The 10,461-nt window shown below is 67.7% G+C and carries 10 protein-coding genes; 5 read left to right on the plus strand and 5 right to left on the minus strand.

Going from position 1 to position 10,461, the window contains the following annotated elements; translation table 11 throughout:
• Window positions 1–19: 19 nt before the first annotated feature.
• From APR04_RS28445 to APR04_RS28455, 3 genes are read right to left on the minus strand one after another with little or no spacing between them, the layout of a single operon-like run.
• Entirely contained in the window at window positions 20–1,273 is a 1,254-nt protein-coding gene (locus tag APR04_RS28445) for an NAD(P)/FAD-dependent oxidoreductase (protein ID WP_253877590.1), read from the minus strand.
• On the minus strand, window positions 1,270–1,461 hold the full coding sequence (locus APR04_RS28450) for a ferredoxin (protein ID WP_253877592.1): 192 nt from the start codon (window positions 1,459–1,461) through the stop codon (window positions 1,270–1,272). The genes APR04_RS28445 and APR04_RS28450 overlap by 4 nt, the downstream gene beginning before the upstream one ends.
• Window positions 1,458–2,465, minus strand: coding sequence for a cytochrome P450 (locus tag APR04_RS28455; protein ID WP_253877601.1), 1,008 nt, complete (start codon window positions 2,463–2,465; stop codon window positions 1,458–1,460). The genes APR04_RS28450 and APR04_RS28455 overlap by 4 nt, the downstream gene beginning before the upstream one ends.
• Before the next feature lie 482 nt (window positions 2,466–2,947).
• Between APR04_RS28455 and APR04_RS28460 the strand changes: the two genes are divergently transcribed.
• The 5 genes from APR04_RS28460 (at window position 2,948) to APR04_RS28480 (ending at window position 8,803) form a co-directional block, all read left to right on the plus strand.
• Entirely contained in the window at window positions 2,948–3,433 is a 486-nt protein-coding gene (locus APR04_RS28460; RefSeq protein WP_253877603.1) for a MarR family winged helix-turn-helix transcriptional regulator, read from the plus strand.
• A gap of 368 nt (window positions 3,434–3,801) precedes the next feature.
• Window positions 3,802–4,239: an SRPBCC family protein gene (locus tag APR04_RS28465; protein WP_308292405.1), complete on the plus strand. Its 438-nt coding sequence runs from the start codon at window positions 3,802–3,804 to the stop codon at window positions 4,237–4,239.
• A 577-nt stretch (window positions 4,240–4,816) separates the two neighbouring features.
• On the plus strand, window positions 4,817–6,961 hold the full coding sequence (locus tag APR04_RS28470) for an MMPL family transporter (protein ID WP_253877614.1): 2,145 nt from the start codon (window positions 4,817–4,819) through the stop codon (window positions 6,959–6,961).
• A 22-nt stretch (window positions 6,962–6,983) separates the two neighbouring features.
• Window positions 6,984–8,141, plus strand: coding sequence for a sensor histidine kinase (locus tag APR04_RS28475; RefSeq protein WP_253877616.1), 1,158 nt, complete (start codon window positions 6,984–6,986; stop codon window positions 8,139–8,141).
• A complete protein-coding gene (locus APR04_RS28480; protein WP_253877618.1) occupies window positions 8,141–8,803 on the plus strand; it encodes a response regulator transcription factor in 663 nt (220 codons plus the stop codon). Before APR04_RS28475 ends, APR04_RS28480 begins: the two co-directional genes overlap by 1 nt.
• A gap of 569 nt (window positions 8,804–9,372) precedes the next feature.
• Here APR04_RS28480 and APR04_RS28485 read toward each other — a convergent pair.
• Window positions 9,373–9,795 carry a PRC-barrel domain-containing protein gene (locus tag APR04_RS28485; RefSeq protein ID WP_253877620.1) on the minus strand — a complete coding sequence of 141 codons (423 nt, stop codon included), beginning with the start codon at window positions 9,793–9,795 and terminating at the stop codon, window positions 9,373–9,375.
• A 404-nt stretch (window positions 9,796–10,199) separates the two neighbouring features.
• Window positions 10,200–10,461, minus strand: a 262-nt coding sequence (locus tag APR04_RS28490) for an integrase core domain-containing protein (RefSeq protein ID WP_253877622.1), incomplete at its 5' end; no start/stop codon positions are given.

Genomic DNA, 10,461 nt, shown 5'->3' on the forward strand with positions numbered 1-10,461 from the left:
GCGTTGGCAGGGCAGAAGGTCAGGAAGTGGTGGCGGCGGAGCGCGTGGGCGCCGACGTCCGGGCGAACGCGATGGCTTCGTCGAAGCGGGCGCGTTGGGCGATGAGTCGGCGGTACTTCATGACGTAGCGCTGCCCGTTCAGGGTCAGCACCCCGGTCAGCCGGTCACCCTCGCGATACAGCGCGACGAAATGGTCATCGGCCGGGTCGCCTGAGACGATCTCGCAGCCGTCGTTGCCGGCGACACCGGCGAACTGGATGCGCGAGCCGTACCAGTCCGACCAGAAGTACGGAACCGTCGCGTAGAACTGGGCAGCTGCTGGTGACACTGCGTTGCGCGCGGCCTGCGCCCCCTGCTCGGCAGCGGCGGACCAGTGCTCCACCCGCATCGAGCGGTCGAACAGGACGTTGTGCCAGCGGGCGACGTCCCCCGCGGCGTAGATACCGGGGGCACCGGCACGGAGGAACGCGTCGCAGACCACGCCGTCGTCGACGGGCAGTCCGCTGTCGGCGAGCCAATCGGTGCGGGGCACTGCTCCGATCCCGACGACGACCAGGTCGGCGTCGATCACGGTGCCGTCGGTGAGACGGACGCCCTCGACCCGGTCGGTGCCCTGCACGGCGGCTACGGTCTGTCCGCAGCGCAGGGCAGTGCCGTTACGGGTGTGCAGCAACGCCAGCGCGGTACCGAGGTCGGGCCCGACGGATCGGGTCAGGGGGGTCGGCAGCGCCTCCACGACCGTGGTCGGCAAGCCGCGCTTGCGCGCGGCAGAGGCGACCTCGGACCCGATGAACCCGGCCCCCACAACGACGGTGCGAGCGCCTTCGTCCAGGGCGCGGCGAACCGAGCGCGCATCGTCGAGCGTGCGCAGGACGTGCACACCCGCCAAGCCCTCGGTGCCCGGCAGACCGCGGGCCACGGCGCCGGTGGCGACAACCAGCGCGTCGTAGGCCACCTCTTCACCGCCGATGTGCACGACCTGGGCGTGCGGATCGAGTCCGGTGGCCGGGGTGTGGAGCAGGAGCTGCACTCCTAGGTCGTCAACGAGCTCGGTGCGGCTGCGAAATGTCACCGGGTCGGTCGGCGCTCCAGGGGCCAGCAGATCCTTGGACAGCGGCGGCCGGTCGTAGGGGAGGTGGGGCTCGTCGCCGATCAGGGTGATACGGCCTGCGAATCCGACCTTGCGGGCGGCTTCGACCGCCCGCAGACCGGCAAGTGAGGCGCCGACGACGACGAGCGAGCTGGGCCCGGTGCGGACCGTCGCTGCGCTCACGACTGCAGCCTCAGGGCCATGGTGGGGCAGCCCTCGACGGCCTCGGTCACTTCGTTCTGGGCGTCTTCGGGTACCTCGGCCGACAGCACGACCAGCTCACCGTTGTCGTCCACCTCGAAGATGGTGGGTGCGAGGGCCTCGCAGATTCCGATACCCGTGCACTTGGCCCGGTCCATGACGATTTTCATCGGACGGCGGCTCCCTCGTTCGCGGAACCCAGGCGGACATGCATGGTCCGGACGCCGGGCACCATGGTCGAGCGCATCCGCAGCACCTCGCCGGTGAGCTCGACACGGTCGAAGCGGGCGAGGAACTCCTCGAAGAACACCCGAGCCTCGAGCCGGGCCAGCGACAGGCCCAGGCAGGCGTGCTCGCCGGTACCGAACGCCAGGTGCGGGTTGGGCCGGCGGGTGATGTCGAACTGCTCGGCGGTGTCGCCGAAGACCTCCTCGTCACGGTTGGCTGCGCCGTAGAGCAGCACGACCGCTTGCCCCTTCTTGATGGTCTTGCCGCGAAGGTCGACGTCCTCGGTGGCCCAGCGGGTCATGTGCGTGACCGGGGAGACGTAACGCAGCATCTCCTCGATCGCGGTGGGGATCAGGCTCGGGTCGTGAACGAGCATCCGCAGCTGCTCAGGGTGATTGATGAGGGCGACGGTGCCTAGCGCGATCAGGTTGCGTGTGGTCTCGTTGCCGGCGACGAGCAGCAGGTGCAGGAACGACATGAGCTCGTCGTGCGACAGGCTCTCGCCCTCGACCTCGGCGTCCATCAGGATCGAGATCAGGTCGTTGGTGCGGTTCTGCTCGCGCAGGTCGATCAACTGGCGGAAGTAGGCGGTCAGAGCCCCGAACGCCTCCTGCGAGGACAACTTGACGTCGGGGTCGGCCGAGCCGACAGAGGCATCGGACCAGGCGCGGAACTGTTCCCAGTCCTCGGCCGGTGCCCCGAGCAGGTCCGCGATGATTCGGACCGGGATCTTGGCGACGATCCCCTCGGCGTACTCCAGCTCAATGCCCGGCTTCGCGGAGTCCAGCACACTGCGCACGATCGCGCGGACGTCGGGCTCCATCGCGCTGATGTGTTTCGGCGTGAAGCCCTTCGAGATCAGCTGGCGCAGTGCCTTGTGCCGCGGTGGATCGGTCGTGATCAGCATCGGGCGCGGGCTGACCGTCCGAGGCTTGCCGTCGGGCATCAATACCCCCTTCGCCGACGAGAACAGGTGCGGCCGCGAGCCGATGGAACTTGATGTCCGCGTACCGCGTGATGCCCCAAAATCCGCCGTGGGCGCTGGTCCAGTGCACCGGAGCGTTGTGGCGCAGGTCCCGGTAGGCCGGCGCGGGATCGCCGATGTAAAAGTCCGGCAGGTGTAGCGGATAGTGCGGTTCCATGTGCGCTCCCCTTCGTGGTGGTGTGGGTGGCGATGTGCCCTGGCACGGTCGTCAAGGGCTCCGCCCACAGACGTGATACGAGGCACGGTACATATAAACTATGAGGCCGTCTACACGTATATTTGCTGCGGTCCGATGCCGCGACCCAAGTCGGCCGAGCGCCAGGAGAGAGGGCTTGCGTACCTTGCTTAGGAAGCGGTGTACACGTAAGTTCGCATCAGAACGGCGGAACGTGGACCGCATGCCCCTTACTCATCAGCTCGACGATTGGACGCGGTGACGTCAGATGGCGCGACAGACATTCGAGAACCGGGTCTTCGACGCGATGTCATCGCTTACGCGGACGACGGAAGGCTTTTTCGAGCGAGTCGCCAGCGACATCTCGCCCGGGCTGCGCCGCGGCACCGCCGCGGCGCTGTTCGCACTGCATCGGACCGGACCGCTGCGGGTGTCGCAGCTCGCCGGGGAGCTCGGCCTGGACCGGACGACGGTGACGCGTCATCTCGACGACCTGGAGTCCCGCGGTCTGGTCGCCCGGCAGGCCGACGCGCAAGACCGGCGCGCCATGGTGGTGAGCCTGACCACCGTGGCCCAGGAATTCCTCGACGACATGCGGTTGCGCAACCGTGCGTTGATCCGGCGTATCTGCGCCGACTGGACGCGCGAAGAGCGAGCGATGTTCGGGCTGCTGCTGCCGCGCTTCGCCACCGAGGGAGAGAGGGTGTTCGGCAGCGCGCCGACGCCGGGAGCTCGGGAGCCTGGTGACCGTTAGCACGGGACCGGCCGAGCTCGGTTGAATGGAGGTGCGACGGGCGGCCGAGACCGGTCCGGTCAGGACGAGTCGTCGTAGTCGCGCCGACATCGCGCGTCTTCCTGATCACCGGCACAGCGTGCTGATGCCGGCCTTCCCCTCACTGGAGTTCGAGCAGGTCTACCACGCCAGCGGGTGGGCATCCATCGTGGTCAACGTCATGGTGGCCGAGTACTTCATCGTCCAGCGCACCCTCCAGCCCCTGCTCCGGCGCAAGCAGCGCCCGCCACCCCGGCCGCTGCCCCGGCTGCGGCCACACTGGGTAGCTGAAGCGGCTGGAACGTCGTACGACCATTGCCTCGCTTCCCGAAAACTGTAAGAGGACCTGCGTGCCGCACTACCAAGCAAGCGCGACGACCTCGGCTCCGCCTCACACCGTGTGGAGTCTGCTGATCGACGGTCGTAGCTGGCCTCGCTGGTCCTCCGGACTCGATGAGCTGGTCGAGGAGCGTTCCAGCGGGCTCGACCCGCACGGCCGCGATGACGTCGGGGCGATCCGCGCGTTCCGCACCGGCCGGGTCGTCACCGGTGAGCGGCTGACAGAGCTGGTCCCCCACCAGCGCATGAGATACGAGGACGCCTTCAACTTCGCGCTCAAGGACTACCAGGCAGTCATCGAGCTGGGACCGACCAGCACCGGCGGCACCACCATCGGCTGGCGCGGCACCTGGCGGATGCGGCCCGGTATCGGCTGGACCATGCCCTTCGTCCTGCCCCGCGTGATGCAGCGCATGGCCGACGACCTCGCCGACTACGCAGGCCGTTGAAGGCCTAAACACTAATGGTCCCCCGGGTTGGGCGGCGCTGCGCCGTTGTTGAGGCCCCGGCCGCCATTCATGATCTCAGTGCTCGTGGTGGCCGCCCAGCTGCCTTTCATGGTCGCGTAGACGGTCCAGCCGCCGTCCGGTGCGGGGGCGGCGCTCACCGTGCCGCCGTAGAGCGGGCGCGTTCGGCCATGCCGGCGAGGCCGAGACGCGTCGCCCAGCGATGCCTACTTCCTACCGAGCGAACCTGAGACGACCGTTAGAACGGCGCTCATAGACGCGTCAAGGACGGATGCGACGACGCTCTCGGCGTTGGTGCCCAGGCTCCCACCCACTCCATGAAGCCCAGGAAGCGCTGCCGGGTGTCCGGGGCGCAGTCGATCACGCCCTTCCGCGTCGGCCACGGCGGGACACCGCCGTACGGCAATCTCCGTACCCGGGGCCTGCATCTGCACGACGACCCAGACGCAGGACGTCGAGAGGCTGGGGCATCATCCGAATCGAGAAGGTGGAGTGGTCTCCCATGGCAGGCATGCTGAGTCGTCTTGGTCGTTTTTCTTATCGCCGCAGGTGGCTGGTCGTGGTGACGTGGCTGCTGGCGCTCGGCGGGGCGGTGACGTTCGCCGTCACCTCGGAGGGCCCGGTCAACACCCGGGCAACGATCCCGGGGATCGAGTCGCAGCAGGCGTTCGACCTCATCGAGGAGCGCTTCCCCGACGCCGCGACCGACGGCGCGTCGGCGACGATCGTGTTCGTCGCACCCGCCGGTGAGGACCTCGCGTCCGCGGAGAACGCGCAGGTCGTGGACGAGACGCTGGCTTCGTTGGCCGACAACCCGCAGGTCTTGCGAGTGACCCCTCCCTCCGCAGGCGGAAGCATCAGCGCCGACGGCACGACAGGATTTGCATCGGTGTCGTACGAGGTGCCGTCGTCCGAGGTGACGGACGCATCGCGCACGGCACTGGCCGACGCGGTCGAGGAGGCACGCGACGCCGGGTTGACGGCGGAGATGTCAGGATCGGCGCTCAAGACGGGCACCAAGATGAGCGTCATGGAGCTCGCCGGCGTCGGGATCGCCGCCGTCGTGCTCATGATGACCTTCGGCTCACTGCTGGCAGCGGGTCTTCCCCTCCTCACGGCGCTCATCGGCGTCGCCATCTCCTTCCTCGGCGTCTGGGCCGTGGCCGGCCCCCTGGGGATGGCCATCACGACCGGCATGCTCGCACTCATGCTGGGGCTGGCGGTTGGAATCGACTACGCGATGTTCGTCGTGTCGCGATTCCGGGAGGAACGCCATGGACCTGACGACGGCTTCGAGGCGGCGGGCCGCGCGGTGGGAACGGCGGGCTCGGCCGTGGCCTTCGCCGGGGCGACCGTGGTGATCGCCCTGGCCGGACTGTCGGTGGTGGGCATCCCGTCACTGATGAAGATGGGCCTGGCCGCCGCGGGTGCGGTGGTGATCGCGGTCCTGGTGGCGCTGACACTTGTTCCCGCGCTGCTGGCGTTCGCACCGAACCGGGTACTGTCACGTGCCCAGCGTCGCGGCGACTTCCACCTGCCGTCTCGCCATCCGGTGGCGCGGTCGTGGATGCGGACCGTGCTGCGTCGTCCGCTCCTGATCACCGTGGCGGGTGTGAGCCTCGTCGCCGCGGTCGCCGTTCCGGCGCTGTCGCTCCAGCTCGGCACCCCCGGAGACGCGTCGTTGCCGATCACGGAGACCCAGCGCCGCGCGTACGACCTCCGGTCCGAGGCATTCGGTCCCGGGTTTAACGGTCCGCTGACCGTCGTCGTCGACGCGCGGGACGCAGCCGATCCGGAGGCCGCGGTGGCAGAGGTCGCCGACAGCATCAGCTCGACGGGCGGCATCGTGTCGGTCTCCAAGGCCAGCTTCAACGAACGGGGCGACACGGCGATCCTCAGCGCGGTGCCCTCGACGAGCCCGACCGACGAGCGCACCGAGGATCTCGTCGATGAGCTGCGCGCCGCCCGGCCGGATCTCGAGGCCGCCGAACACGTGACCTACGAGATCACCGGTACCACCGCGCTGAACATCGACATGGCACAGAAGACGCAGTCCGCGCTCGTGCCCTATGTGGCGATCGTGATCGGCCTCGCCGTGCTGCTCCTGATGATCGTGTTCCGCTCCCTCTGGATTCCCATCACAGCGGCACTCGGCTTCCTGCTCTCCCTCTTCGCCGCACTGGGCGTGATCGTCGCGGTGTTCCAGTGGGGCTGGGCAGCCGACCTGCTCGGCATCGAGCAGACCGGCCCGGTCATGAGCCTGATGCCGATCCTTCTCGTGGGCATCGTGTTCGGGCTGGCGATGGACTACCAGGTGTTCCTGGTGTCGCGGATGCGCGAGGCGCACGTGCACGGCCTGCCCGCGCGGGAGGCGATCGTCACCGGGTTCGAGCGGAGCTCGAAGGTGGTCGTCGCCGCAGCTGTGATCATGATCGCGGTGTTCGGCGGATTCGCCACCGCGCACGAACCGTTGATCAAGATGGTGGGACTCGGGCTGGCGTGCGCGGTGTTCTTCGACGCCTTCGTCGTGCGCCTTACGCTGGTGCCCGCCATCCTGCAGCTGCTCGGCGAGCGGGCCTGGTGGCTGCCCCGATGGCTCGATCGCGTGCTGCCGCGGGTCGACGTCGAGGGCGAGTCGCTGCAGGAACCGGCGGACGCGCCGCACGAGCAGCGGGAACTCACCGATGCGGCAATCACACGGTGACCATCCGGGTAGTGTCCACGGCATGAACGTGTTGGCGGCGCTGGTGGCGTTCGTCTTCGCTGCCCTCGGTGCGAGCGTGAGCACCGAGGGCATCTTCCGGCCGGCCGCCCTGCTCCCGGGGGCAATGCTGAGCCTGGTGGCGAGCGCGGCTCTGCTCGTATCCGAACGCTATCCGAGGGCGGCGACCGTCGTTGCGATCTTCAGCGGGGTCGCCGCCTGCGCGCTCGGGTACCTACCGACGCCGTTGCTGCTGGCGCCGCTGATCGGATGCCTGTATCGCCTCACGGTCCATCGCGCCGCCGTTGCCGCCGGCTGGTGGACGGGAGTCGCGGTGGTGGCCGTGTCCCTGGCCGCGGTCGTGGCCGACGTGCAGCCGACGGCAGGGGCAGTCCTCCTGCGCACGGTCGGCGTAGCCCTGTGGCTGCTGCCGGCGTTCTTCGCCGGACGGCTCGCCCACGCGCAGCGGGCGTACCTGCAGATCGTCCAGGCGCGTGCCGAGGACGCCGAACGCAGCCGGGACGAGGAGGTGGGACGTCGGTTGGACGAGGAGCGCCTGCGCATCGCTCGTGACCTCCATGATGTCGTCGCACATCATCTCGCCGTGGCCAACGCACAGGCCGGGACGGCCGCCCACCTGCTGGGGAAGAAGCAACCCGAGCAGGTATCCGAGCTCCTGGCGGGGCTCAGCGAGTCCACGTCGGCCGCTCTCCGGGAGCTCAAGGCGACCGTCGGGCTGCTGCGCCGTCCTGGCGACGACTCCTCCGAGGCGGCACTTCCGGCACCCGGGCTCGACCAGCTGCCCGATCTCATCGAGGCGTGCCGGGTGGCAGGAATGGATGTCCGCGTCGTCAGGATCGGGACGCCGCGGCCTCTGCCGGCGCTGGTGGAGCTCACCGCATTCCGTGTCATACAGGAAGCCCTGACCAACGCGACGAAACACGGCGACCGCCCCGCGGTCACGGTCACCCTGACCTACGACGACGACACTTTCTCGGCGCACGTGGTCAACCCGTCCACCGGTTCGGCTCGAGCCGAACCGGGCGGGTACGGCCTGATCGGCATGCGTGAACGCGCGCTCGCCGTAGGCGGCTCTGTCGCTGCCGGTCCCGGCGACGGAGACCAGTACGCGGTCGTGCTCTCGATCCCGCTGACCCGCTGGCAGGAAGGCCCAGTGTCCTGATGATCCGCATTCTCCTCGCCGACGACCAGGCTCTGCTGCGTTCGACCTTCCGCATGCTCATCGACTCCTGCGACGACATGACTGTCGTGGCTGAGGCCGCCAACGGCGAGGAAGCAGCCGAGCTCACCCAGGCGCACCGACCCGACCTGGTCCTGATGGACATCCGGATGCCGCTGCTGGACGGGCTGGTGGCGACGCAGCGCATCTGCGCAACGCCCGAGCTCGCCCACACGCGGGTTCTGATCCTCACGACGTTCGAGACGGACGAGTACGTGGCCCGCGCCCTGGAAGCGGGGGCGAGCGGGTTCCTCGGCAAGGACGTCACGGCGGATGCGCTCCTCGCCGGAATCCGTACCGTGGTCGGCGGCGAGGCCCTCCTGTCGCCGGCGGCCACACGCGCGCTGATCGACCGGTACCTTTCCGGAACCGGCACCACGGGCAAGTCCCCCACCGGATCGCTCGGGAGCCTGACCGACCGGGAACGCGAGCTGACCGCGCTCGCCGCTCACGGCCTGTCGAACCAGGAGATCGCCGAGCGGCTGTTCGTGAGTCCTCTGACGGTTCGAACGCACATTCACCGGGCCATGATGAAGGTCGGCGCGCGTGACCGCGCCCAACTGATCGTCGCCGCGTATCAGCAAGGGCTGGTCCGTGTGCGGTGAGCGGTGGCGCCCAGCCACTCCGAGGGTGCCTCTGTCGGTCATGTGGGCGCCGATCATCTCAGTGCCACTGCCAGGAAACTGGCTGCCTGGTTCGCGGCGGCCCCGCGCGTGACTCTGGATGAGGACTTCACCATCAGGGCGGACATCCACGAAGGTCTTTCATGACGCTTGCCGCATCCCGCACTGCCGACGCCCAACCTCCAGGCACGCCTCGGGCCGCACCCGGACGAAAGAGGACCAGGACGATCCAATGGACCGGCGCCGGTGGGGCTGAACACCCGGACCTGGTCGATCCTGATGTAGCCCAGACGCAGCAGCCGTTCGGCCCGTTCCTGAGGCACGCCCGGACCAAAGTCGAACAGATCCGAGAAGATCTCGATGGTCGGGCCCTGCTCCCGACCGACCATCTTCGGCCGTGACCGCCTGGGGGTCACCCATCTTGAATGACTGGACCGTCCCCAGTTTTTCACCATCTGCGGAGAGGGCCGTCCATACCTTCATGTACCTGTTCGATCGCGCCCATGATTGGCCTTCCTTTCATGGCCGATCGTCACCAAGCCGGAGCGGGTTCACCGATAGTACGGGTATGGAGGGTAGGAGTATCCGTATCCCCAGAACGGTCCGAATCCGTAGTACCCGTAGACGTCGCCGTAGTAGGTGTTGTCGTAGACCAGGTCGGGGTCGTACGCGGGTGCACCGGCCACGTGTTCGCGGGTCTGGTCGATGCGCACTTCGTCGTCGTCGATTCCGGTGATCGCATCGACGGGGAGGAAGGATTTGTCCTTGCCTATGCCGAGGAATCCACCCGAGGCAATCACCAGGAACCGGACCTTCCTCGCGTCCGGGTCGATGAGCAAATCATCGACCGTGCCGAGGTCTTCGCCGTTCCGATCCTTGACGTGGTAGCCCCTGATGTCCTCATCCGTGCTCGCCACCGTTTCCGCAGCTTCACTGAGCTTTACCAGCATTGCGGGCTCGTTCGCTTCCGCCATCGGTCGTTCCACCTCGCTTCATCATCGATCGCGCTCTGGATTTCGAGGCTAACTCAACGCTTTTCAGACCTCAACCGTGGTGACACCCGCACACGTCATACCGACTCGTGCCACATCTCGGTGTTGCGTTATCGGCGGGCCGTGGCCCGGGGTGATGGTCTCGGGATGGGCTCTTCGTGGTGAGTAACGGCCGGTCTCGTCGTAGCGTCCTTCGGTGGCGTCGTTCATCCGGAAGGTCCCCACGGCGTCGTGCGCGACGGCGGTGCAGGTCATGTACAAGCAGACGACTGAGACGTAAAAGGCATCGACCAGGTCGTCACGCCGCGCGGGCGCGAGGCCGGCTCCGTACGAGAACCTCAGCTTGAGGGGCCCTAAGAATTTCGGACAGTTGATTCCGATGATTCTTACGCCGCGATATTCGCCGTATGCCAGGCCTCTTCGACTTCGTTCGGTGTACGGTAACCGAGCGTGGAGTGGAGCCTTCTGGTGTTGTAGCGTAGTTCGATGTAGCGGGTAATGTCAAAACACGCGTGATCGCGAGTTGGATACTCAGTGCGGTAAACACGCTCGTTCTTCAAGGTGCCGTTGAACGACTCGGCCCACGCATTGTCGTAGCAGATCCCGGTGCGTCCCACGGACCGGGTGATGCCCAGCTTCTGAGCATGT

Source organism: Promicromonospora umidemergens (genome assembly GCF_024171995.1).
Taxonomy (GTDB): domain Bacteria; phylum Actinomycetota; class Actinomycetes; order Actinomycetales; family Cellulomonadaceae; genus Promicromonospora; species Promicromonospora umidemergens.

Bases quoted from the DNA above. Each gene is read 5' to 3' on its own strand.
- APR04_RS28450 (WP_253877592.1), bottom strand. From the start codon at position 1,461: ATGAAAATCGTCATGGACCGGGCCAAGTGCACGGGTATCGGAATCTGC.
- APR04_RS28455 (WP_253877601.1), bottom strand. From the start codon at position 2,465: ATGCCCGACGGCAAGCCTCGGACGGTCAGCCCGCGCCCGATGCTGATC.
- APR04_RS28460 (WP_253877603.1), top strand. From the start codon at position 2,948: ATGGCGCGACAGACATTCGAGAACCGGGTCTTCGACGCGATGTCATCG.
- APR04_RS28475 (WP_253877616.1), top strand. From the start codon at position 6,984: ATGAACGTGTTGGCGGCGCTGGTGGCGTTCGTCTTCGCTGCCCTCGGT.
- APR04_RS28480 (WP_253877618.1), top strand. From the start codon at position 8,141: ATGATCCGCATTCTCCTCGCCGACGACCAGGCTCTGCTGCGTTCGACC.
- APR04_RS28485 (WP_253877620.1), bottom strand. From the start codon at position 9,795: ATGGCGGAAGCGAACGAGCCCGCAATGCTGGTAAAGCTCAGTGAAGCT.